This window comes from Methanimicrococcus hongohii (genome assembly GCF_032594095.1).
Classification (GTDB): Archaea; Halobacteriota; Methanosarcinia; order Methanosarcinales; family Methanosarcinaceae; genus Methanimicrococcus; species Methanimicrococcus hongohii.
Genome location: NZ_CP131059.1, coordinates 1,949,523 through 1,973,517, shown reverse-complemented (window position 1 = coordinate 1,973,517; position 23,995 = coordinate 1,949,523). Strand labels below are relative to the sequence as shown.

The 23,995-nt window shown below is 41.8% G+C and carries 24 protein-coding genes; 9 read left to right on the top strand and 15 right to left on the bottom strand.

Translation table 11 applies throughout. The annotated features are described in order from the left end of the window. Window positions 1-578: 578 nt before the first annotated feature. On the bottom strand, window positions 579-1,862 hold the full coding sequence (gene thiC, locus MmiHf6_RS09030; RefSeq protein ID WP_316557463.1) for a phosphomethylpyrimidine synthase ThiC: 1,284 nt from the start codon (window positions 1,860-1,862) through the stop codon (window positions 579-581). Between the two features lie 649 nt (window positions 1,863-2,511). On the opposite strand from thiC, the gene MmiHf6_RS09025 reads away from it, so the two are divergent. The 4 genes from MmiHf6_RS09025 to MmiHf6_RS09010 all read left to right on the top strand — a co-directional run bounded on the left by MmiHf6_RS09025 (window position 2,512) and on the right by MmiHf6_RS09010 (window position 7,142). Next, entirely contained in the window at window positions 2,512-2,943 is a 432-nt protein-coding gene (locus MmiHf6_RS09025) for a hypothetical protein (RefSeq protein ID WP_316557462.1), read from the top strand. A gap of 154 nt (window positions 2,944-3,097) precedes the next feature. Then, entirely contained in the window at window positions 3,098-3,361 is a 264-nt protein-coding gene (locus tag MmiHf6_RS09020; protein WP_316557461.1) for a YhbY family RNA-binding protein, read from the top strand. A 58-nt stretch (window positions 3,362-3,419) separates the two neighbouring features. Beyond that, complete coding sequence (gene alaS, locus MmiHf6_RS09015; RefSeq protein WP_316557460.1) at window positions 3,420-6,200, top strand: alanine--tRNA ligase; 2,781 nt, start codon at window positions 3,420-3,422, stop codon at window positions 6,198-6,200. A 255-nt stretch (window positions 6,201-6,455) separates the two neighbouring features. Next, the gene (locus MmiHf6_RS09010; protein ID WP_316557459.1) at window positions 6,456-7,142 is read left to right on the top strand and encodes a class I SAM-dependent methyltransferase; all 687 of its coding nucleotides are present in this window, start codon (window positions 6,456-6,458) and stop codon (window positions 7,140-7,142) included. A gap of 158 nt (window positions 7,143-7,300) precedes the next feature. On the opposite strand, the gene MmiHf6_RS09005 is transcribed toward MmiHf6_RS09010, so the two are convergent. From MmiHf6_RS09005 to MmiHf6_RS08985, 5 genes are all read right to left on the bottom strand, one after another. Further along, window positions 7,301-7,582 carry a pro-sigmaK processing inhibitor BofA family protein gene (locus MmiHf6_RS09005; protein WP_316557458.1) on the bottom strand — a complete coding sequence of 94 codons (282 nt, stop codon included), beginning with the start codon at window positions 7,580-7,582 and terminating at the stop codon, window positions 7,301-7,303. 165 nt (window positions 7,583-7,747) lie between these two features. After that, the gene (locus MmiHf6_RS09000; protein ID WP_316557457.1) at window positions 7,748-8,578 is read right to left on the bottom strand and encodes a sulfite exporter TauE/SafE family protein; all 831 of its coding nucleotides are present in this window, start codon (window positions 8,576-8,578) and stop codon (window positions 7,748-7,750) included. Window positions 8,579-8,825: 247 nt separating this feature from the next. Then, the gene (locus MmiHf6_RS08995) at window positions 8,826-9,557 is read right to left on the bottom strand and encodes a HEAT repeat domain-containing protein (RefSeq protein WP_316557456.1); all 732 of its coding nucleotides are present in this window, start codon (window positions 9,555-9,557) and stop codon (window positions 8,826-8,828) included. A 2-nt stretch (window positions 9,558-9,559) separates the two neighbouring features. After that, the gene (locus MmiHf6_RS08990; protein ID WP_316557455.1) at window positions 9,560-9,922 is read right to left on the bottom strand and encodes a response regulator; all 363 of its coding nucleotides are present in this window, start codon (window positions 9,920-9,922) and stop codon (window positions 9,560-9,562) included. A 387-nt stretch (window positions 9,923-10,309) separates the two neighbouring features. Beyond that, complete coding sequence (locus tag MmiHf6_RS08985; RefSeq protein ID WP_316557454.1) at window positions 10,310-10,711, bottom strand: pyridoxamine 5'-phosphate oxidase family protein; 402 nt, start codon at window positions 10,709-10,711, stop codon at window positions 10,310-10,312. A gap of 460 nt (window positions 10,712-11,171) precedes the next feature. Between MmiHf6_RS08985 and MmiHf6_RS08980 the strand changes: the two genes are divergently transcribed. After that, window positions 11,172-11,504, top strand: coding sequence for a hypothetical protein (locus MmiHf6_RS08980; protein WP_316557453.1), 333 nt, complete (start codon window positions 11,172-11,174; stop codon window positions 11,502-11,504). 97 nt (window positions 11,505-11,601) lie between these two features. Here MmiHf6_RS08980 and hemA read toward each other — a convergent pair whose 3' ends face one another. The 8 genes from hemA to aroC form a co-directional block, all read right to left on the bottom strand. Next, window positions 11,602-12,861: a glutamyl-tRNA reductase gene (gene hemA / locus MmiHf6_RS08975; protein WP_316557452.1), complete on the bottom strand. Its 1,260-nt coding sequence runs from the start codon at window positions 12,859-12,861 to the stop codon at window positions 11,602-11,604. Between the two features lie 210 nt (window positions 12,862-13,071). After that, on the bottom strand, window positions 13,072-14,073 hold the full coding sequence (locus tag MmiHf6_RS08970) for a nucleotidyl transferase AbiEii/AbiGii toxin family protein (protein ID WP_316557451.1): 1,002 nt from the start codon (window positions 14,071-14,073) through the stop codon (window positions 13,072-13,074). Further along, window positions 14,048-14,698, bottom strand: coding sequence for a DUF6088 family protein (locus tag MmiHf6_RS08965; protein WP_316557450.1), 651 nt, complete (start codon window positions 14,696-14,698; stop codon window positions 14,048-14,050). Before MmiHf6_RS08965 ends, MmiHf6_RS08970 begins: the two co-directional genes overlap by 26 nt. A gap of 99 nt (window positions 14,699-14,797) precedes the next feature. Further along, entirely contained in the window at window positions 14,798-15,520 is a 723-nt protein-coding gene (locus MmiHf6_RS08960; RefSeq protein ID WP_316557449.1) for a precorrin-2 dehydrogenase/sirohydrochlorin ferrochelatase family protein, read from the bottom strand. A 103-nt stretch (window positions 15,521-15,623) separates the two neighbouring features. Next, entirely contained in the window at window positions 15,624-16,154 is a 531-nt protein-coding gene (gene ahbB, locus MmiHf6_RS08955; protein ID WP_316557448.1) for a siroheme decarboxylase subunit beta, read from the bottom strand. After that, window positions 16,147-16,791 carry a siroheme decarboxylase subunit alpha gene (gene ahbA / locus MmiHf6_RS08950; RefSeq protein ID WP_316557447.1) on the bottom strand — a complete coding sequence of 215 codons (645 nt, stop codon included), beginning with the start codon at window positions 16,789-16,791 and terminating at the stop codon, window positions 16,147-16,149. Before ahbA ends, ahbB begins: the two co-directional genes overlap by 8 nt. Beyond that, complete coding sequence (gene ahbD, locus MmiHf6_RS08945) at window positions 16,772-17,851, bottom strand: heme b synthase (protein ID WP_316558668.1); 1,080 nt, start codon at window positions 17,849-17,851, stop codon at window positions 16,772-16,774. Before ahbD ends, ahbA begins: the two co-directional genes overlap by 20 nt. 248 nt (window positions 17,852-18,099) lie before the next feature. Beyond that, on the bottom strand, window positions 18,100-19,230 hold the full coding sequence (aroC, locus tag MmiHf6_RS08940) for a chorismate synthase (protein WP_316557446.1): 1,131 nt from the start codon (window positions 19,228-19,230) through the stop codon (window positions 18,100-18,102). A 251-nt stretch (window positions 19,231-19,481) separates the two neighbouring features. Between aroC and MmiHf6_RS08935 the strand changes: the two genes are divergently transcribed. The 4 genes from MmiHf6_RS08935 (at window position 19,482) to MmiHf6_RS08920 (ending at window position 23,573) form a co-directional block, all read left to right on the top strand. Continuing rightward, window positions 19,482-20,735 carry a (Fe-S)-binding protein gene (locus MmiHf6_RS08935; protein ID WP_316557445.1) on the top strand — a complete coding sequence of 418 codons (1,254 nt, stop codon included), beginning with the start codon at window positions 19,482-19,484 and terminating at the stop codon, window positions 20,733-20,735. 133 nt (window positions 20,736-20,868) lie between these two features. Then, entirely contained in the window at window positions 20,869-22,467 is a 1,599-nt protein-coding gene (gene lysS, locus MmiHf6_RS08930; RefSeq protein ID WP_316557444.1) for a lysine--tRNA ligase, read from the top strand. Window positions 22,468-22,842: 375 nt separating this feature from the next. Then, window positions 22,843-23,412, top strand: coding sequence for an ADP-ribosyltransferase (locus tag MmiHf6_RS08925; protein WP_316557443.1), 570 nt, complete (start codon window positions 22,843-22,845; stop codon window positions 23,410-23,412). Between the two features lie 5 nt (window positions 23,413-23,417). Beyond that, window positions 23,418-23,573, top strand: coding sequence for a hypothetical protein (locus MmiHf6_RS08920; RefSeq protein ID WP_316557442.1), 156 nt, complete (start codon window positions 23,418-23,420; stop codon window positions 23,571-23,573). Between the two features lie 22 nt (window positions 23,574-23,595). On the opposite strand, the gene MmiHf6_RS08915 is transcribed toward MmiHf6_RS08920, so the two are convergent. Beyond that, window positions 23,596-23,946: a hypothetical protein gene (locus tag MmiHf6_RS08915; RefSeq protein WP_316557441.1), complete on the bottom strand. Its 351-nt coding sequence runs from the start codon at window positions 23,944-23,946 to the stop codon at window positions 23,596-23,598. Between the last annotated feature and the right edge of the window lie 49 nt (window positions 23,947-23,995).

Sequence of the window (23,995 nt, the reverse complement as noted above, 5' to 3'; positions counted from 1 at the left end):
CATGGGAAGAATCCGCCAAGTCTCGTTTCCTCGCTACGCTCGGAAACTCAACTTGCGGGGTCGGCTTTTGAAATTACATTAAATTTGATATTTTATTGAAACATCGTTTTTATTAAAATTTTCAAAAACGGAACGCCTTCTTTTCTTCAAAATCTAATACATTTTTTTAGGATTTTATCGGGCGTTCGGGTTCAACGATTTAAAAAATTGGATGTTTAGGTCTCATCCGAAAACAAAATAAAAATTCGGGACAGATTTGAAAAACAAAACGAAAAATGAAGCACTTCGCGCGCGGCGGCGCAGACAAAAATGAAAAATAAAAACAAAAACAAAAAAGAAGTAAACCAAAAAATCCAATCCAAAAAACCAAAAACCAAACAAAGACAAACCAAAGATAATACAAAACGTAAACAGAGGTTAAAATTGAGAAGGAGATGGGGTTCCTCCTTCTCTGTTTGTTTTACGTTTTGATGAGGAATTGTTTTTATGATCGAGCCGGAGCTCAATCAGCGTTACTCTGCATATTGCATCTCTGCATATTGCATCTCTGCGTATTGCATTTTTGCATTTGTCTGCAATTACTTTGCAAGATCATAGTGCTGGTTGACGATTTTCAAAGCGCAGAAGTCACCGCACATTGTACATGCGTCTTCGTCGCCGGGTGCGCGGCTGTTGCGGACAGCTCTGGCGTGGTCACCGTCAATAGCGATTTCGTACATCTTTTCCCAGTCGAGCTCTCTTCTTGCGCGAGCCATTGCCAAGTCTTCGTCTCTCTTGCCGAGGCGGATCATGTCGCCGATGTGGGCGGCAATCTTGGAGGTCTTGACACCTGTGACGACGTCTTCGAGGTTCGGAAGCGCCAAGTGTTCTGCGGGCGTCACGTAGCAGAGGAAGTCACAGCCGTAGGAAGCAGAAACTGCTGCGCCGATTGCGGTTGTGATGTGGTCGTAGCCGGGCGCGATGTCTGTGACGAGCGGGCCGAGCATATAAAACGGCTTGTAGTTGCTCATGACTTTCATCAGCTGGACGTTGGTTTTGATCTGGTCGAGCGGGACGTGACCCGGACCTTCGACGATAACCTGGAGGTCGTATTTGTCGTGCGCGATTTCTGCGCATTCGGAGTTGATGATCAATTCCTGAACCTGTGCGCGGTCGGTTGCGTCGTGAACGGCGCCTGCGCGCATACCGTTGCCGGTGGACAATGTAACTTCGTGTTCTTTTAAAATTTCACAAAGGTAATCGAACTGAGAGAAAAGCGGGTTTTCTTTTTCGTTGTGGAGCATCCATGTGGTCATGAAAGCGCCGCCGCGTGAACAGAGACCGCCGTATCTGCCGTGTTTTGTCAATCTGTCAAGCGTGATTTTGTTGATGCCTGTGTGGATTGCCATGAAACAGGTACCGGCTTTTGCCTGGTCTTCGGTTGCTTTAAAGAGCTCGTCTTCTGTCATGTGAACGATGGAGCCGTATTTTTCGGCTGCCTGAATGAATGCCTGGTACAACGGAACGGATCCGACCGGAAGTGAAATTGCGTCACAAACAGCTTTTCTCATGCCGAGGAAGTCGCCGCCGGTTCCGAGTTCCATTAAGGTGTCTGCGCCTGCTTTTTCTGCAGCGATTGCTTTGTCGACTTCCATCTGCATATCAATAATGTCTGAGGAAGCGCCGATGGATGCGTTGATTTTTGTGCGGCAGCCCTGTCCGATACCTGCGTATTTGATTTTTCTGTAAGGACTGAGCGGAATAACGATTCTGCCGGATGCAATGCCCCTTCTGATAAATTCAGGGTCTAATTCTTCAAAATCTGCAACAACTTTCATTTCGTCGGTAATGATACCGTTCTTTGCGTCTGTAACAAGTGACATTTTAATAACTCCTCTCTTAAAAATAGTATAAAACGGACTTTATTGACATCATAATATTGAAAAATATTGAAATCAAGCAGGAGTCGCCTGCAGTCTCGAATAAAACCTAAAACGCGGTTTTTGAATATATACCTATTTAAAAAACAAAGTTGAGTTTTAATCAATATTTTTTGATTTTTAAAGTTGTTGCAATTGTTTTTCAAAATATTATAAAGAAAAATTGATTTGAAATCAATTGGATTTGAATATTTGTATTAAAACCCGAATAAAAATAAAATCAAACAAAACTCAAATGAAAATCAAAACCAAAACAAAAACAAAAACCAAAATAAAACCAAAAACAAAACAAAAACCCAAATAAATAATCCAAACAAAAACCCAAACATCCATTTTCAAAAAAATGTTGAAACCTGAACGCCCGATAAAACCCTAAATAAAAATTGATGAATTTCATTGAAAAAACGGCGTTCGGTTCGTTTTTATTGATTAAAAGAAGATGTTTCAATTCATCGAAAAGAATAATGAAAAGACTATGAACCGCCCCCGCAAGTTGAGTTTCCGAGCGGAGCGAGGAAACGAGACTTGGCGGATTCTTTCCCGTACAAAACGAAACATTCAAAACCGCTGATTGTGAATTGTTTTTCGGCTCTTGCTTGGTTCCGTCTTACGCCTGTCTTTTGCAATTATAACTCCTGCCGAGACTGTCAGTCTGCAACTGTCTTTTAATGTTGCAGTTCCTGCTGAGCCTGCCGATCTGCAACTGTCTTTTAATGTTGCTGTTGCCGGTCAGGTTTGCACTTCCGCTTGCATCTGCTCTTTTTTAAGAAATCCGTTCGCATTCGCGAACGTGCCGCCGCTACCTACAGGTTTCTGTTTCCGCCGCCACCTACAGGTTTTTGTTTCCGCCGCTACCTACAGGCTTCTGTTTCCGCCGCCACCTGCAGGCTTCTGTTTCCGCCGCTACCTGCAGGTTTCTGTTTCCGCTGTTTCCGGCAGGTTTGCCCTGCCGCTACTGCTCGCAGCAGCAACTGCCCGCCGCCGCGCGCGAACCGCCTCATTTTTAAAAAATATTCAAATTTGACCGACATTTTTTCGTCTCATTTTTCATCACTGAAAAATTCTGAAAATTTAAGAAAACAAATTCAAGAAAAATTCGAGAGAAGATTTATTAAATACGGAAAACTTTTGAAGTCTAAATATTGAACAATTTCAAAAAAGTAAAAAGGCAAACGATTATGGATAAAGTTAAACTCTATACACTCAAAAAGGAATCCGTCAACTTAACGCCGCTCTTAAGCGTCGGCAAAAACGGAATGGCAGACTCGGTTATTGAAGAACTCAAAAAGCAGCTGAAAGTCAAAAAATTAGTCAAAGTCAGAATTCATAAAAATTCCGGCGAATCAGATGACATGAAACAGGCAGCAACAGAACTGGCAGAAAAATGCAACGCTCAAGTCGTTGATGTTCGCGGCAGAACCGTGACATTGTATAAACAGTAATAGTGAAACCGGTAATAGTGAAACTAATCTTGAACAATAATTCGGAGCGGGTGGAAAAATGCTTGATGAAGAATATGAAGATATAACCTATTTCAAAGAAAACGGATTTTTGGAAAAAGACTGCTGCAAATGCGGAAAAACTTACTGGACGCGCGATTCGAACAGAGAAACTTGCGGCGACCCGCCGTGCGATCATTACACATTCATCGGAAAACCGATATTTACAAAGCCGATGAACCTCGCGGAAATGCGCGAATATTTCCTCAACTTCTTTGAAGAGCGCGGCCATTCTCGAGTCGGCCGATATCCCGTTGTCGCCCGCTGGAGAGATGACATTTATTTAACAATCGCATCCATCGCCGACTTCCAGCCGTTCGTCACCTCCGGACTCGTTCCGCCGCCTGCCAACCCGCTGACAATTTCTCAGCCGTGCATCCGTCTCAACGATTTGGATTCCGTCGGCAGGACCGGTCGCCACTTAACGACTTTTGAAATGATGGCGCATCACGTTTTTAACAGCAAAGACAAAGAAATTTACTGGAAAGACAAAACCATCGAATTGTGCGACGAACTTTTAACATCACTCGGCGCTGACGCAAGCGAAGTCACTTACATCAAAAGCCCGTGGGCCGGCGGCGGCAACGCAGGCGCGTCCGTAGAAGTCATGGTCGGCGGCCTTGAACTCGCGACACTCGTTTTCATGAATCTGAAAGAATCGAAAACGGGAACGATCGATGTCAAAGGCAAAATGTATGAAAAGATGGACAACTACATCGTTGACACCGGCTACGGTTTGGAACGCTTCGTCTGGGCGTCGCAGGGAACGCCGACGATTTACGATTCCGTTTTCCCGACAATCGTGTCGGAACTGACGAATTTAGCAGGAATCGATCACAAATTAAACGATCCCGAATATGTCAAAATGTTTGAAAACAACGCTCAATTCGCAGGCATTATGGATGTCAGCGGCAGCGCAAACTTGGCAGAACTCAGAAAACAAGTCGCAGACAGCATCGGGATGGATGTCGATGAACTCTCCCGCATCATGGATCCGATGGAAAAGGTTTTCGCAATCGCAGATCACACGCGCTGCTTAACATTTATGCTCGGCGACGGCATCATTCCGTCCAACGTGAAATCAGGCTACCTCGCGCGCCTCGTCATCCGCCGCACGATTCGTATGCTTCAGGATTTGGGCGTCAATGTGCCGCTTTCAAAAATCATTGCGCTTCATATTGAAAATATGCCGGAATATCCCGAATTTGAAGACAGTTTCAAAGTGACGGAAGAAATCCTGGCGCTTGAAGAGGAAAAATACCGCCAGACAATTGAGCGCGGCAGAAAAATCATTCAAAAAGCAGCCGTCCGCTACCAGGAAAAAGGCGAAAAGCTTCCGCTTTCAGAACTCATGGAAATTTATGACAGCCACGGCATTCCGCCGGAAATCGCTAAGGAAGCCGCCAAAGAAGTCGGCGTCGAAGTCGAATTCCCCGACAATTTCTATTCGCTCGTTGCGGATATGCACAGCGAAGCCGGCGACAAAGACGAGTCCATTACGGGATTCAAATACACGGACAAGATTGAACGCTTGCCGCTCACGAAACGCTTTTATTATGACGAGCCGGAGAGAATGGAGTTTGAAGCCGTTGTTTTGGATACGTTTGATGAATTTGTTGTTTTGGATAACACTTACTTTTATCCCGAAGGCGGCGGACAGGAGGCCGATCACGGTATGCTGATGGCCGGCACTTTTGTTTATGATGTCATTGACGTTCAAATGTACAACGGCGTTGTGATTCACAAGCTGGACATCACGGACAAAGAGCTGCTGATCAACCGCGGCGACATGGTCATCGGCCAAGTCGACAAAAAACGCAGAATGGCGCACAGCCGCCACCACACGGCAACGCACATCGTCAACGACGCGGCCCGAAAGGTTCTCGGCAACCACATTTGGCAGGCCGGCGCACAGAAAACGGAAAACAGAGCTCGGCTTGACATTTCTCATTATAAACACATTACGCAGGAAGAGCTCAATGAAATTGAGATGATTGCCAATAAAACCGTGATGGAGAACAAGAAAGTTCATTTTGAAAGCATGGACAGAACGGATGCCGAGCAGAAATACGGCTTCGGCTTGTACCAGGGCGGCATTCCGCCTGGAAAAACGCTTCGCATCGTCAAGGTCGGCTCCGACATTGAAGCCTGCGGCGGCACGCACTGTCTCAGCACGGGCGTAATCGGTCCGATCAAGATTTTGAAAACGGAACGCATCCAAGACGGCGTTGAGCGTTTGGAATACGCTGCGGGCGATGCAGCTGTTGCGGCAATCCAGGAAATGGAAGGATTACTTCGCGATTCGTCCGAAATTTTAAGCATTCAGCCGGAAATATTACCGCCGACGGTTGAGCGTTTCTTTGATGAATGGAAAGAACTTCAAAAAGAGAATGAAAAGCTCAAAGAAGAATTAGCAGGCGCAAGAACAATTAAGATGATGCAGAATGCCGAAAAAATCGGCGACTTCTCTGTGATCGTGAATGTGACAAAAGGTGACGGCATCGATTCTTTGAGAATGGCGGCAATTGAAATTTTAAAGAATGAAAATGCTGTGGCAATTCTGCTGAGTGAAAATGACGGCGTCAAAGCGGTTGCGGCAGTCGGCAAAAATGCGGCCGCTAAAGGACTGAAAGCGGGCGATCTTGTCAAGATCATGTCCCTGGCCGTCGGCGGCGGCGGCGGCGGCAAGCCCGACTTGGCAATGGGCGGCGGCCCGAACGCGAATGAAATTGAAAAAGCGAAAGCAGAAGCGCTGGCGAAAGTCAAAGAAACTTTGTCTTAAAGCAGCACTCAATATGTTAATTCGAACTTGGAACTCAGTTTCAAGTTCTCTTTTTTCATTTTTCATCACAATTTAATCTCAATTTATTTTATCAAATTCAACAATTCATACATTTCAATTTCATTCATTTCAATCAAATTCATTCCAATCAATTTCAATTCAATCAATTTCAATTCAATCAAATTCATTTCAATCAAATTCATTTCAATCAAATTCATTTCATCTAAAACCCAAATTCAATTTTCGGTGCTGATCATGACTGTTTCTAAAAAAGATGTTGATGCTTGGGACACCGAATATGAACATTTGAAATGGGGCGGTCTTTCCGAACTTTTATGGATTCAAAACCGACTGAAAGACGGCAGTTTTTTATTGGATGCCGGCTCGGGTGAAGGGCGTTATTTGAGAGATTTTTGTTTTAAATTTCCTTGTATCGGCATTGATATTTCAAAAAACGCGCTGATGCGTTCTGTTGAATCAATCGCAACGGCGGCTGAGAAAAAATCGAAAACGAAATCCGATTTTTCATTTCCGGATCATATTGTTTCAAATACGGTTGAGCTTCCGTTTTTGGAAAATGTTTTTGACGGGATTTTGTGTTTGGGCGTGATGCAGCATTTGGTTTTTGAAGACCGGCAAAAAACGGCGGCTGAATTTCATCGCGTTTTAAAAAATGGCGGTCTTGTTTTCTTTGAAGTTTTCGGCGAAGAAGATATGAGATGTTCGGGCGAGCCCGCGGTTTTAGAAAACGGCAAAACCGAGCCGCGGACTTTTGAGCGTCAAAACGGAATCATTTATCATTATTTTGAAGAAAACGAAATCAAAGAGCTTTTTGAAGAAAACGGATTTCAAACGATTGAATTGAAATCAATCAAAAAAGAAAAAAAATATGACGGGCGGATTTACACTCGCCATCATTATCGTGCGATTTTTGAAAAATGAATAAAAACAAAACTAAAAACAAAACTAAAAACAAAACTAAAAACAAAACTAAAAACAAAACTAAAAACAAAACTAAAAACAAAACTAAAAACAAAACTAAAAAAAATTAAAAACAAAACTAAAAAAAATTAAAAATAAAATTAAAAATTAAATGAAGATTAAAGGAAAGGATAGAGTCCGAAAATGTTTAAAACAATCAGGACCAATGCTCCGAAAACACCTGTCAAAGCCGTGATGAGAACAGTGATCAAGGTAGAAAGATCAAAGCCGAACGGAATGGTTGTGATATTCAGCAAATTGGTGATGATGATCAAAACAAAACCAATAATGATATTGATTGCTAATTTTTTTGTTGTTTTTAACACTCTGAACAAAATGTAAGCAATTACAATTGCCAAAATAACTAAAATGATATCCATGAATAAGCCAGGAATGTCCATAATAAACCTCTATGAATTGGATTGAAATAAAGATTAACAGTATAATATTCTGTTAATTAATAAATATCAATAGACTATTCAGTCTATATATTTTTTGTTGTCTTCTCTCGAATTTAGGATTGGAAAGAGAAAATAAAAAATGAAGGGAAAATGAAAAGAAATAAATTAAGGAAACATAAACACGCCTTTTAAAATCATGCCGATTCCGACAAGAAGCGTAATCACTGAAAATGCGGCCCGAACATATTTCTGATTGATTCTGTGAGATGTTTTCGCGCCGATTGCGGCAAATATAATTCCGGGAATGACCAAAGCAATCCACATAACGATATTGATATAACCGAACGAATACGGCGGAAGTCCTTCAATGCCGGCGCCGTTTATAATATAACTGATGACGCCGCCGAATGCCGTAAAAATAATTGTTGCTGAAGACGTTCCGATGGCTTGGCGAAGCGGCATTTTGACCAAAAAGATGACAAGCGGAATGAGAATCAAACCGCCGCCGATTCCGGTCAAACCCGAAAGCAATCCCATAATGCAGCCGCAGACGGCAAACAAAATCGGATTCGTTGACATTTCTTCGGGATCGTCATTTGCATTTTTCATCGTCATAAATCTCAGCGAAGCGACTAAAACGACAACGCCGAACGTGATCGAAAGCCAACCGGCATCTAAGAGTGACGCGATATAGCCGCCGACAAAAGAGAACATAAATCCGAAAACGCCCATCAAAAGCGCTTTTTTCCAAAGAACCGCTTTGTGTTTGGAATGATTGTAAGCGCTTGAGAAGGACGTGAAAAATGTAAAACAAAGCGCGGTTGCGATGGAAACCTTCAAAGCAATGTCGGCAGGATAACCTGCGCGGGTTAAAAGATAAAATTGAAGCGGAACAAGAATGATGGAGCCGCCGATTCCGATAAGCCCGGAAAACGAGCCGGCGACAGTACCGCCGATCACGAGAGCTGCTAAAAATAAAAGGAACTCCGGTTCCAAAAAGATCACCTGTCCGTGTTTTTAATAGATTAAACTAATAATTTTTAAATTTAAGATTTAAATTTAATTTTTAAATTTGATATAAGATGAATTAAATTTTTAGATTTAAATTTTAAATTTAATTAAAATTTTGGTTTATTTTACTTTGATTTTATTTTACTTTGATTTTATTTACTTTGATTTTATTTACTTTGATTTTATTTACTTTGATTTTATTTACTTTGATTTTATTTACTTTGGTTTTATTTTACTTTGGTTTTATTTTTTGAACGGATTCTGCCGCAATTCTTGAAATGCGTTCGTCGGGATGATCAAGATACGCCGCCAAATATTGAAGCGTGTTTTCGCTCCCGATATCGCCTGCGATTTCAATGACTTTTGCAAGCACGTGTTTGTCCGGTTTCTTTAAAATATTTGCTTTGTCTGCTTCTATTTTGGTTTGAGAATCCATATAAGACTTTTGTCGGGTATCGACTTTTGAATTTTGTTCCAAATCATTTGCCATAATCGTTTCAAAATAATTCAAAACTTCCGGACCGCCGCGGGAAAGAGCGGCTGCCGCTTCATAAGCCGTTTCAAGATCGTCGTCATTTATCAAAGTATCAAACAATAAAAAATCATACTTCCGGTCATTCAAATGACCAAAACCGATGATGCCGTTTTGACGAACGCGGGGAATTTCGCTTTGAATGAATTTTTCAAAAATAAAAGGCGGAGATTCCGGAATTTGAGAGAACGCGTATGAAAAACGAATTTGAAGTTTTTCATTTTTTGAATCAACAAGTTCGGAATAAACCGATAAAAGAATATCTGCGGCGGGTTTTCCCGCATTCTGAAGAACAGGATAAACAGCGGCGCAAATGATTTCATTTTCATTCGGGTCGGTCAGAAATTGAATTAAAAGAAACAAATCTTCATTTGTCGGAGATTGAATCGAACGGATGAGCTGAAGTTTATTTTGAAGATTCGGAGTCATCATTCTCAAGACTCAAGAAGGGATTTGACGTAATCGCGGAATTCTTTGATTTTAAAAGGTTTTTGAATGAATCCGTCAAAGCCGGCTTCTTCGAATGATTCGCCGGTTTTTGCGATTGTATCAGAAGACATGGCAATAATTTTAGCGCTTTGATTCGTCTCCTCTCGAACGCGTTTGATTAATTCCATTCCGTCCATTTTAGGAAGATTGATGTCGGTCAACACCAAGTCAAAAGATTCTTTTTTCAAAATTTCAAATGCTTCTTTGCCGTCAGCTGTTGACGTGATTTCGTAATTTTCCATTTCAAGAATGTCTTTGACTAACTCGGAATTCATTATATTATCTTCAATCAGAAGAATATGTTTCAAAACTCAATCTCTCCTTTTATCAAAAAACCCGTTAAATCAATCTTAATATCACGAAGATAATTAAATAAATTGCGTTAGAAAAATATTCCATGAAGAATACAAGACAGAAAAAGAAAGAACAAGAGGACTGATGAAAAATAAAAAATGACAAAACAGATTTTATAAAAATAAATCAAGAAACATTTTTAATTCGAATCGACTATCAAATTATTCAAGAATCAAACGATTCAAGAATTTGACAGTCGAAATGAATTTGAATTTATTTTTTTATTTTCAATTTTATTTTCAATTTTATTTCAATTCTTTTTTCAATTTTATTTTCAATTTTATTTTCAATTCTTTTTTCAATTTTATTGTCGGATCAGATTAATTAAAAATTAAATTGATTCAGAATTTGACCGTTTTCGGCGCGTCTGTAAATGAATAGAATGTTGCTTCTCCTTCTGCGATGTAGAAGAATTCCAAAATCGGATTGTCGGGAGATTGGTACATCGGCGTAAAGAACTCTGCTGCTGCAAACGCTTTTTCTGCGATTTCTTTTCGCGTGTCAAAAACCACTTTTCCTCTTATGCGGATCCATTTTCCGCCGTCGGCAGACGTCGTTGAAATTTCAAATCTCGGGTCGGCCTGAAGCTGTTTGAAAACATCTTTTTGGTTGCTTGTCGTGAAATACAATTTGCCGTTGTCTTCCATGACGAAGCCGAAAGGTCTGACGCGCGGGCCGTCGGCACTGCTTGTTGCGATGTAGAAAGTCGGGTTGTCTGTTAAGAATTTGAGAACTTCTTGCATATTTTCACCTTATTGATTTAGTTTTAGTTTAGTTTGTTTTTAGTTTGTTTTTATTTTTTATTTTTTAATTTTTTTAGTTTGTTTTAAAATTGAATTTAATACATTTTGGATTTCAAATCCACCCTGTAAGTTTTTACGATATTTACAGTTAAGTATGTTTTGAAAAAAATAAATCAAAACAAAAACATCGTTTTTCAAAAAATAATTGAAACCCGAACGCCCGATAAAATCCTAAAAAAAAATTAGATTTTATTAAAAAGAAGGCGTTCCGTTTTTGAAAATTTTGATGAAAGAAGATGTTTCAATTGAATTTAATTGTGAATGAAAAGACAAAATACCGCCCCTCCAACGACGCGTTTCCGGAGCGAAGCGGAGGAAAGAAGGAGTTGGAGATTCTTTCCCGTGCGAAACGAAAAATTAGAAACGGTCCGATTTTTTAACTGCATCCGGCTCTTGCAAAGTGTCTTCTTACGCCTGTCTTTTACTGTTGCCTGATCCTGCCAAGCCTGCAAGTCTGCAACTGTCTTTTGTGGTTGCCGCTGAGGCTGTTTCTGTTTCCGCTTGCATCTGCTCTTTTTTAAGAAATCCGTTGGCATTAAATTTTGCTCGGCTTCGCCTCACAAAATTTCAAAATGGCAGATGGAGGAGGTGTTTGTTTGCGATGGGAGGGAGGTGTTTGTTGCCGCTGCTGCCTGCTGGTTTTTATTTCCACTGCTATCTTACCGTTTCCGTTTGCAGCTGCCATCCCGACAACACGCCCCACGCGCGCGAGCCGCTCCGCTTTTCTTTATAATTAAAAACCGGACCCGCATTTTTCAAAAAATAGAAATCAAAATGATAAAAACGAAAAAACAAAAAATGTAAAATGAAATTAAAATAATTCAAACGAATTATTCTTCTGCCTCTTCAAGCTGAATATTGAAAACACGCGCAACCGCTTCCAATAATTCCTCATCATCCGACTCGGCCGCATTTCTCAAAATCTTTGTCGGCTCGGCCAAAATCTGATTGGCAATCGTGTGCGTTAAATTTTCCAAAATTTTTTCTTCAAATTCACCGATCGTATGTTTGACACGGAATTTGTTGACCGCTTTCTGTTTTTCTTCTTCGCGGATGTCGTAAACATTTCTGTACAAAGCCGCGATGATGTCATCCGCTTTTTGTCTTTTGTACTGTTTTCCGAGAAGAATTTGCTCTTCATGAATGATTTCCATAACCTTTTTCGCTTCTTCATTGCGCATTTTAAGCGTTTTTTCACTGATCACGCGCAAATTATCAATATTGCAAAGCGTCACGCCGGGAAGTTCGTCAACCGATTCTTCAATGTCTCTCGGATTCGCGATGTCAACCATAAAAAGCGGTTTCCCGCCGCGCTTGGGAAGCGCTTCTTCAACAATCTTTTTCGTAATGACATAGTGCGGCGCGCCGGTTGCGCTGATCACCACATCCGCCGATTCCAAATATTTTAAAATATCGTCAAACAAAATCGCTTCGCCGCCGAGCTCGTAAGCAAGCTCCTGCGCCTTCTGAAAAGTTCTGTTGGAAATGTAAATGCCCTGCAAATCCTTGTCTGCAAGCGCTCTTGCAACCAAAACACCGATTTCACCGACGCCGACAACCATAATCGATTTGCCGTCCAAGCCGCCGAGCGTATCTTCGGCAAGCTCCACCGCCGCCGATCCGATCGAAACAGAACCTTCATTGATTCGAGTTTCCGTTCTCGCGCGTTTGCCGACGTGAATCGCTTTCGTAAAAACCGTATCCAAAACGCGCCCGATCGTCTTCTTTTTGACCGCCAGATTGTAAGCGTCGCGGATTTGTCCGAGAATCTGGTCTTCGCCGACAATCATTGATTCAAGCCCGCAGGCGAGCTTGAGAAGATGTTCAAGCGATTCTTCATGATCATGGAAATCAACAATTCGCGTTTCAACGCCGATCGCTTTTGAAAAATTGAATAAAACACTGCTTCCTTTTTCAGAAACAACATAAACTTCGGCGCGGTTGCATGTTTTTAAAATAACGCATTCATAAACGAGTTCACTCTCAAAGAGCTTTTCGAGCATCTCCTCTGTCGTCAGCGGCCACGCGCATTCCATTTCGGCGACCGTCGCTTTTTTATGTGAGATAACAAGGCTTGAAATTTCGTTCATAAATCCAACCGCATGATTTGAATTGCTTTTGAAATGATTTGAAATAATCTTATAATTAATTGAAATTTTAATGAAATTTAAATTGAAAGGATTGAATTACTTTTAAAATAATTTCGAGTATGCTTTATTCATAGAAAAAGTAATACTAATTAAATGAACTCTCATATGAATGTTTCCCGTACAAACTCTTCTCACAACAGATTAAAATTGTTATCCGAGTTGATTCAATTCAGATTCCAACTGTTTGATCGAATCCATCATTTCTTGAAATGAAGGGCGTTCTCCGAAAATCATAATTTGCATATTTTCATAATCCTGCTCTAATATGTCTGAATTGTATTCAGGAGGCAAAAGTTTAACCGTTCCGATTTTTGCATTTCCATAGTCAGCCCATTTTTGAGGATAGAATTTCTCTTTAAAAGATGAAACCTGTTCTAAAATTTCTTTATTTTCAAAAGCTTTTTGTTTGACATCTGATGAAAATAAACGGCATATGTCATAATAATGCCTTGAATATTTATCGGGAAACGCTGAATCTTTCGGACGGTTCGCCTCTCTGTGTAAAATTGTAATTTTCTCCCAGAAAGTACATTCCGGCAAAACCGTTAATATTTCCGTGTTTGGTTTTGAAAACAAATCCGGAAAAGATTGAGAAGCATACGGGGAAACGAATCGAGTTTCAGAAAAAGAAGTGATTGCCGGAGTTGCAATTTCAATGCGTATCGGCTTTCGAAGAGCGGAATCCGTAAAATCCTGCGGATAAGTAAAATTCACAGCCGATTTATTATTTGAATCAATTTCAAATTCAATAGGAGAGTTTAGTTCTTTGAAAATGTCTTCATTCATTTTTGGAATCAATTCGTCTTTCAAAAAAGTTTCAATTCTCAATTTTAAATCCCAATTAAAACTCTCTTGTTTCTTCTTCCCTCTTTCTTCCAAAGGTTCATCAGATTCATATCCTAACACTTCCCAATCCAAAACCAAATCAATATCTTCAGAAAATCGATTGATCAAATTATACGATTTGGATAAGCTTGTTCCTCCTTTGAAAAGCAAATCATTTTTCCATTCACTTTCATGAAAAAGATAATCTAAGACCCAACAAACCCAAAAATCCTTTTCAATAATCGATGCACTCATATCTGTTTTATCGGCAGTATACTGAAAAAGTGCGGCTCTTTCTTCATCAGGCCAAATTGCAATTTCCCTCATAAGTCCCCCCCATAGCTATTTTTATAAATCCCTCGCGTATCCAGGCAGTTGACCTTTTTGTTTCTTCAAGTGCTTTTATCATTTCGTCTTGTGTCATCTTTTTAGAAACAGTTCGAATAAATCTTTCATCAATTCGATCCTTTCCTCTTGCTTTTTGAGCCTGAATGACTAAAGCCGTTTTATATGACATATTTGCAATGTCTTTTCTCGGTGTTCGTCTAAACTCCAATGTTATTTTATTGAATTTTCCCTCATATTCATATTTTTTAGTCGGCCCGTCACTTGCATAAATATAAACAGCGGGAACTTGTGTGGATAATCCAAGTATATTTAAAGCGATTTCTTCCCACGGCACAATCGTCCAACCGTTTTTTCTTGCAATTGCCTGCGCAACTTTTTCGGGTGACGGTACAACGTATTCTTTTAAAAAAGGGCTGTATCTCGGGCGCTCATAAATTCCCTGCATAATTCTGCAAAGTGTCCCTTCCGCTGTTAACCGTGAAAGTGCTTTATCAACCGCATTTCTGTTTGCAATATCTGCAAAATCTGACGGTATGTAAATTTCTCCTTCTTTCTGCTGTAAAATTTGATTTTTTATTTCTTTTAAGTATGTTTTTCTTATCATGATTTCAAATTAGTCCGAAAAAGTATATAACTTTTCTGACGAAAATTTTTAAAAATTAATACTTCAACTATTCATTACAAAAATAAAAAAACATAATGTTTAAAAATCAGATGAAAGCTTCATCGCTTTCTCTCTCGCCTTCTCAAAATCCGTTGAAAGCAAATCCCAAATCTCTTCATCGTTCATGATTTCCCACAGAATTTTCTGTCGTTTTTTCTGATCGGAAATAATCGTTTTTAAATATTCGCGCATTTCGTTTTGAAGAAGAATCATTTGTTCAAAATTATTATCAATCGCGCCTACGATTTTCATTCGCGCATATTTCGTGACCGCAGGACTGTCCCCGCCGGATGAAATAGCGATTTGAAGTCCGCCGCGTTCAATCAAAGAAGGAATGATCACTTCGTCGGCTTTTTCTGTATCATTGACCAAAACGCCGGCGGTTTTTGCCATTGAAACAATTCGGCGGTTGACTTCCGAATCCGACGTTGCCGCAATCACTAAAAAAGCATCCGACATGCAGTCAAAAATCTCGCCGTCGGTTAATTTCGAAAGATCTTTTTCGATAAACAAAATCGAATCATCCTTTTCCATTTCCTGCAAATCCGGCGTCAAACTCGAACTGACGACAGTGACAAGTGCTTTTTCGGCAAAGCGTTTCACTTTGCGTTCGCCGACAGCGCCGCCGCCGAAAATCACGACAATTTTGTCCGTAAAATCAATCATCAAAGGCAAATACGGATTGGATTCTGCTTTTGATTCTGCTTTTGATTCGATTTGTGATTCGTCTTGAGATTTAGATTGAAGCGGCGGCGTTGACATTTTTTCCTCTTTTTTATTTGAATCTTTAAAAGAATCATTTAAGTTTGAATATTTAAAATTTAAATCATTTAAATTTGAATATTTAAAATTAAAAAATATAAATTTAAATCCGGACACCTTTTTTCTTCAGCTCTTTTTCGCTGAAAACAAGTTTGTATTCCGGAATGCCGACCGCAACGGAGATTTTTTCCGCGACAGCTTTGCATTCTTCCTGCGTTCGCCCGTGAATCATTGTATACATATTATAAGGCCATTCGGCTGATCTCGGCCGGTGGTAACAATGGCTGACTTCATTAAAAGAAGCCATTTTTTTACCGATTTCTTCGATTTGGTCTTCGGGAATATCCCAAACACCCATTCCGTTTGCCGTAAATCCGAGTGCGATGTGCCCGATAGATGCGCCGAAACGGCGAATTTTTTTCTCCGAAATCAAATTTTCCAAGCGTGAAACGACTTCTTCTTCGGAAATGCCGAGTTCCGCGGCTGCTTTTGCAAATGGCGAATGCGTGAATTCAATGCCGTCCTGAATCAGCCGAATGAGTTTTTCATCGGTTTCATCCATTTTTGAATTCCAAACAGGTTTTTCTTCGACAGATTTTTCTTCAAACCTTTCTTGAAATCTTTCTTCAGACATGGAAATTCACCTGTATTTTGAATTGTTTGATTGTCGGCAAATCCAAAAGCGGACAGTTCAATTCCGTTTGAATTTCATTCAAAATCTGATCCAAACGCGCTTGCGTCGGCGCCGACACCGTGAACCAAACATTATATTCTTCATTTCTGAGATAATTATGAGATACCTCATCATATTTGTTGATGACTGCCGCCGCTTTGTCGATTTGATCAATCGGAACTTTAACGGCAGCAAGCGTATTGACGCCGCCGATTCCGCGCGTGTTGATAATCGGCCCGATTCGTCGAATGATTTTTTCGTCTTTGAGGCGATTGAGCTTGGAAAGCACAATGTCTTCAGTCGTTCCGATTTCATTTGCGATCTCCTCAAAAGGATGAACGGAAACCGGAAAGTTCAGCTGAATCAGATTGATGAGTTTTCGGTCGATTTCGTCCAATTCAATCACTTTCGATTCATTGTTTTTCATCTCACTTTTTTTCATCCCACTGTTTTTCGTCTCAATATTTTTCGACTCAATATTTTTCGACTCAATATTTTTCGACTCAATGTTTTTTGCTTCAACTGTTTTTGTTTCAACCGTGGTTGTATCAGTCGATTGCGATTCGGTATTTCGTGTTTCATCCGTTTTTTGTTCCATTGACAATCCCCCTCGGGTGATAAGAGCAAAGTGGTTCTTCTTCCATATAATTTCCGGTTTCCGAATACGCGCGGGCGCGGCAGCCGCCGCAGGCTCTTTTGTATTCGCAGGCGCCGCATTTTCCTTCATAAGCGGAATAATTTCGAAGATCATTGAAAACTTTCGCGTTTTCCCAAATATCTTTAAACGATTGATTGCGCACGTTTCCGGCAGAAACCGGAAGATAGCCGCAAGGATTGACTTCGCCGATGCTTGAAATGAATCCGAATGATATGCCGCCGAGACAGCCTTTTGTCATCGCGTCCAAGCCGTGCGTTTTCGGCGTCACTTCAATGCCTTCCTCTTTAGCGTGCTGGCGCAGGATTCTGAAATAATGCGGCGCGCAGGTTGGTCGAATCTGAAGTTCTGTTCTTCGGGATAATCCGTAAAGCCATTCAAGAGCGATTTCATATTCTTCGGGCGTGATTTCAAACTCCGTTAATTCCGCGCCGCGGCCGGTCGGAACAAGGAAAAAGAAATGATGCGCCGCCGCGCCGATTTCTTTTGCAAAATTGTGAACATCTTCCATTTCGTGAACATTGAATCTGGAAATCGTCGTGTTGATTTGGAATTCAACACCCGCTTTTTTCAAATTTTCAATGCCTTTCATGGAATCGATAAAACATCCCGGAATCATACGAAAAGCGTCATGCGTCTGCTCGCGCCCGTCCAAACTGATGCTGACGCGCTGAATGCCCGCGTCTTTGATTTTTTGAGCGATTTCTTCCGTTACCAAAACGCCGTTTGTCGCAAGCGCCATACGAAATCCCAAATCCGTCCCGTAGTGCGCGATTTCAAAAATATCGTCGCGCATCAGCGGCTCGCCGCCGCTTAAAATAATAATCGGCGTTCCGGTTTCCCGAATTTCCCGAAGCAGTTTTTTTGCTTCTTCCGTTGTTAATTCGCCGACAGCCGAATCTGCCGTTGAAGATCCGCGGCAATGCTTGCATTTCAAGTTGCATGCCGCTGTCGTTTCCCACGCCAAGACTCTCGGGGGACGAACGCCGCCGTCTGACGGCATCATTGCGCCGCCCGGATGACCTGCCGCTCCGGGATGTCCGCCTGCTGCGCCGGGATGTCCGCCCGCTGCGCCGGGATGTCCGCCCGCTGCGCCGGGATGTCCGTGCGCTGCGCCGGAATGACTGCCCGCTGCACCCGAATGCCCGTGCGGCTGACCGCCTTCTTCTCCATGATTCATTTCTCACCCTCTCGTTTTTAGTTTTCTTTTTAATTTTTATTTTTTTTGTTATATTTATTTTTATTTTTTGTTTATTTATTTTGATTAACGGTTTGATTTGTTTTTAATAAATGTAATGCTTCATTTCGCATCAAATGATCCAAAATGACGATTGCCGCCATTGCTTCTCCGACGGGAACAAAACGCGGCGCAATCACGGGATCGTGTCTTCCTTGTATTGAAATTTCCGCCTCTTTCATTTCCGCCGTATTCACCGTTTTCTGAACCTTTGAAATCGATGGCGTCGGCTTGATTGCCGCCCTGAATCGAATGATTTCGCCCGTTGAAATGCCGCCTAAAATGCCGCCGGCATTGTTTGTTGCGGTTCGGATTTCGCCGTTTTGAATTTCAAAAGCGTCATTCAAAACGCTTCCGAATGCGCCTGCCGCGGCAAACCCGACGCCTATTTCAAATCCTTTGACGGCGCCGATACTCATGATCGCTTTTGCCAAATCCGCGTCCAATTTGTCAAAAACGGGTTCGCCGAGTCCTGCGGGAACGCCGCAAATGAGACCTTCGACGATGCCGCCGACGGAATCGCCCCTCTCTTTGGCGGCAGCAACGGCTGCTTCCATTTGCGCCGCAGTTGTTAAGTCGGCACAGCGGACACTGTTCTTTTCGATATTGTTCTTTATTTCTTCAAATGATAATTTGCTTAAAACATCGGGATCGGCTGAAACGCCGCCGATTCTTGTCGTGTGACAGACGACTTTGATTCCGAATTCGGACAGAATCTTTTTGGCAACGGCGCCTGCCGCAACTCTTCCGACGGTTTCCCGCCCCGAACTGCGTCCGCCGCCGCGGTGGTCACGAATGCCGTATTTTTCCGCGTAAGCGAAGTCGGCGTGTCCCGGGCGCGGCGTGTCCCGAAGACTGTCATAGTCCGATGAATGCTGATTTGAATTTCGAATCAAAAGAGAAATTGGTGTTCCCGTTGTTTTTCCTTCAAAAACGCCCGAGAGAATTTCAACCGTATCGGATTCATTTCGAGGCGTGGAAACATTGCTTTGACCCGGTTTTCGGCGGTCAAGCTCTTTTTGGATTTCTTCGGCCGTGATTTCAATTCCCGGAATCGCGCCGTCAATAACTGCGCCGACGGCGGGACCGTGGGATTCGCCCCAGGTCGTGATTCGAAAAGCGCTGCCGAAAGTGTTTCCTGCCATTGTTGTCTCCTTTTGAATCTCTTTTATTTGGTTTGGTTTTTGATTATAATTTTGATTTTTGATTATAATAGTTTAGATATGTTATTTAAAATCGGAATACTTTTTAATCATTTGCCCGTTTTATATATACCATTCGCAGCAATAACAAGCACAATAACAATACAATCATAAGAATATTTTACACTTTATTGAGGCGACCAATGATATAATTGCCTCACAGATATAATTTTTCAAAAACAGAGAGGGTTTTTGTGGATCTGATTCAAGTTTATACCGACCAATGCAGTCTCTGCGGCTTGTGCATTGATGTCTGCCCGAGCTACGACACGGTTGACGTGATTCCGTCGCTGTGCGATTACATTTCAGAAGGCGGCCAAACCGAAGAAAAAAAGCCGCTTGAATACGACATTCGTCTTTGCTATACCTGCAATGTCTGCACGGTTGCCTGTCCCGAAGATTTGGGAATCCGAAAATTGATTGCCGCCTCCCGCGAAAAGAAGACAAAAATCCGCGGGCTGTCAAAAGAGCAGATGTTAGTCGATCCGTTTTCCGACAACAATATTTACAAAAAAGTCGGCGAATGGGAAAGTCCGGTCGAATTCAAAAATGAAGGGCGGAAAAGCAAAGTCGTTTATTTTCCGGGCTGCGCCGCATCCTGCATGAATAAAGTTGTCGGCAAGTCAACCGTTCGCGCGCTGAATGCGGCAGGCGTTGATTATTCCGTGATGAGCGGCATTGAATATTGCTGCGGCTCGGTCTCGGCAGGTGCCGGAAACACAGCACCGCTTGAAAAGCTCGGTCAGCGAAATATTGATGAAATCAATTCCCGCGGCTCCGAAATTTTAATCACGACATGCCCGGGATGCTACCGCGCTTTTAAAATGCTTTATCCTCAAAAATTTGAAAATATTCAGTTTGAAGTTCTTCAAACAGCCGAATATTTCGCCCGTCTTTTGGATGAAGGCAAATTGAATTTCAAAAGAGAGATGAGCGAATATACAAAATCAAATGCCAAGCTTCGCATTTATTATCAGGACCCGTGCCACTTAACGCGCGCGCTCGGCGTGTACGAAGACCCGCGCAAAGTGCTGTCAGCCGTTCCCGGCGTTGAACTCGTCAATCCGACACCGGAAGGATCGATTTGCTGCGGTTTTGGCGGCGGCGTTCGAACAAGTTTTCCGCAAAAATCCATCGACCAAGCCGGCAGCGTTCATGAATATGCGAAAAGCCTTGGCAGCGATATTATCATTACGAATTGCGGCGGCTGTATGAAGAATATTATTGAAGGCGGTTATATGTCGGGAAAAGAAAACGAATCAAATGCCGGTCTTCCGGTTTATGATTTGGCGGAATTTATTTCCATTGCCTGCGGCAGCGCGCCGACAGAACGCGATGATTTGAAATTGATTTATCTTTCCAATAAATCGCTTTGTGATTGTTTGGCGCATTATGATTTCAAACCGTATGAAGAACTGGCGGCGGAATACGATCCCGATTTGAAATAATTCGATACGATTTGAAATGAATTCAACAGGCTTCGAAACGGCGGGATATGATAAAGTTTTAATAAAAAAGAATGATTAAGACATCATTTCAAATCGAATTTATTTATCATGATTTAAAATTTTAAGGAATAATATGACAGAGATTACCCATTGGGCAGATGTCGTCGCAGAAGAAGCGATGACGAAAAATAAGAAGAATGTGATTTCAACGGGAATTACGCCTTCCGGTCACATCCATATCGGAAATATGAGAGAAGTACTGACGGCAGACGCGGTTTACTGCGCTTTGAAAAGCAAAGGCGAAGACCCCGAGTTTTATTACATCGCCGACAATTATGATCCGCTCCGCAAAGTCTACCCGTTTTTAAAAGAAGAAGATTACGCGCAGCACGTCGGCAAACCGATTTCCGAAATTCCCTGTCCGTGCGGTCATCATAAGAGTTATGCCGATCACTTTTTAGAACCGTTTATCGCGGCAATGGAAACGCTGGGCATCCGCCCCGAAGTTTTGAAAACGGATGAATTATACAAAGCGGGCAAGTTTGTTGACGCGATTAAAACGGCGCTCAAAAACCGCGATGAAATCGCAAAGATTTTGGAAGAAGTATCGGGCAAAGAAGTTCAGGAAGATTGGAGTCCGTTTAATCCGATTTGTGAAGGCTGCGGCCGCATCAACAGCGCCAAAGTGACAGGCTTTGACGAGGCGGAAGAAACGATCAGCTACGAATGTCCCGCATGCAAAACTTCCGGCAAAGTTTCCATGACCGGCGGCGGCAAGCTGACTTGGCGCGTCGAGTGGCCGGCAAAGTGGAAGATTTTAGGCGTGACGGCCGAGCCGTTCGGCAAGGATCACGCGTCAAGCGGCGGCTCTTACGATTCAGGCATTCGAATTTCTCGTGAAGTGTTCCGGCACGAACCGCCGCTTCCGATCGTTTATGAATGGATCATGCTTGGCGAAAAAGGCGCGATGTCGTCATCCTCAGGCGTTGTCGTTTCGATTTCCGATATGCTTGACGTGGTTCCGCCCGAAGCGCTTCGTTTTTTGATTATGAAAACGCGTCCCGAAAAACATATTAAATTTGATCCGGGACAACCGCTTTTGAATCTTGTCGATGAATATGAGCGTTTGCGCGATAAAGAAGATCCGTCGATGTTTGAAGAAAGAATCGTGGATCTTTCCAAATCCAAAGATGTGAAGCAGTCCAAGATTCCGTTTAAGCAGATGGTGACGATTTATCAGGTTGCCGGCGGCGATTTGAATAAGATTGACGTGATTGCCAAGCGCTCGGGTTTTGATGAAGATCCTGAAATGATCAATCAAATGGCGCGCAATGTCGGTCTTTGGCTGGAAAAATACGCGCCGCCTTTTGCGAAATTCGGCGTCAAAGACACTGTTCCGGTTCAAACGGCGTCACTCACAGACACGCAGCGCGCGTTTTTAAACGCTTTTGCGGATGAGTTGACGGCAGCCGGAAAAGAACTCGGTCCCGAAGATATTCAAAGAATCGTTTATGAAACAAAAGAGCCCGATTCCGATATTTTCAAGAAAATGACGGAATATGCCGGCGGCGAAATTCCCGCGGAAGAAATTGATACGAAAAGTTTCTTCACGGCGATTTATACCGCGCTTTTGGGACAGCCGTCCGGTCCGAAAGCGGGCTGGTTTTTGACGTCGTTTGATAATGATTTTTTGGTTCAGAGATTTAAAGAGGCTGCGGAATATCGGCCTTAATTTTTCTCTTTCTTTTTTCTTTTATTTTTTTGAAAAACGACGGGCAATTTTTTTGTTATTTTTTGAAAAGCGATGGATGTTTTTGATTTTTTTGAGAAGCGGAGCGGCTCGCGCGCAGGCGGCAGCAAATTTGAATGAATTCATATGCAGCAGCCGTCTTAAAAATATATATGATATAAACTTATCGTTTTTGAAAAAATCGATCACCTATTATCCTTTTTGAAAACATGTTCATATATGCAAAAAAAGAACCCATTTTATAATCCTCAAATTTTGACATCTTCACCGTTTCTTTCGAATTCAATTGTTCGCGAAAAAATGGAAGCATTTTCCAAAGATGTTTCCTCATTTATTCCGTATATTGAGCGCAATGACTTGACGATTGAAGAAAAAGTTGAAATTGGAAACTATCAGGATGTTTGGCCATATAATGTTCAAAAAAGGGATTGGAGTATTCCGATTCCGAAGAATTGGGAAGACAAGCCTTGGTGCTATGTTATTAATTCATCCTGCCGCTTCCCTTCATTTTATGATTCTTTGAACAAATTAGAAAAAGAAATAATCTTAAAAAGTATAGCGCATATTGATAGTGCAATCCGTAAAAGTGATGTTTCAGGAAATCGATTTGTTTATCGCGGGATTTCCGATCCGTCATGGATGAAATTTTTGGATCCGGAAAACGATTATACAGAAGCCGCTTTCGGAAGTTTCAGTCTGAGATTAGAAAGTGCTTTAAAATATACAAATTCCATGAATCCTGTCATATTTCAACTGCAATTAAGCAATAAAATGAAAGCGCTTTATGTTGATGAAGCCGAATATGAAATACTTCGTCCGCGCAATTCGGTTTATAAAATATATAAGATTTCAAAAAAATATATTCAAATCTCACCAAACCAGAACAAAGAAACAACTATATACTATCTAAGAGAAATTTCGATGTGATACTTATGCACGCAGAAACTTTTGATGAAATTTTCACATATGCAGGCCGGTCTCGTCAGTTGACTCCTGAAGAAAAAGAAGAAGAATGCGAGTTGATAAAATTGGCAGAAGAAGATATTGAAATACGCCAAAAATTAGCGGCATTAGGTCTTCCTTTTTAAATCAATCATTATTTCTTTTTTTCTATTTATTAATACAAGGGCGCGTTTTGTTATATTTATAAAAAGCGGAGCAGCTCGCGCGAGCGGCGCTGTCGGCGGCAGCAAAAAGCGATGAAAAATCGCGAAGCGATTTTTCAGTAAACACCTCCCTCCAACTGCAAACAAACACCTCCCTCCAACTGCAAACAAACACCTCCCTCCAACTGCAAACAAACACCTCCCTCCAACTGCAAACAAACACCTCCCTCCAACTGCAAACAAACACCTCCCTCCAACTGCAAACAAACACCGCCCTCCAACTGCAAACAAACACCGCCCTCCAACTGCAAACCGGCGAAGCCTGAAAAATTGCGAAGCAATTTTTTACAAACACCGTCCTCCCACTGCCCGATGAAATTTTGTGAGAGACCGACCGAAGGTTG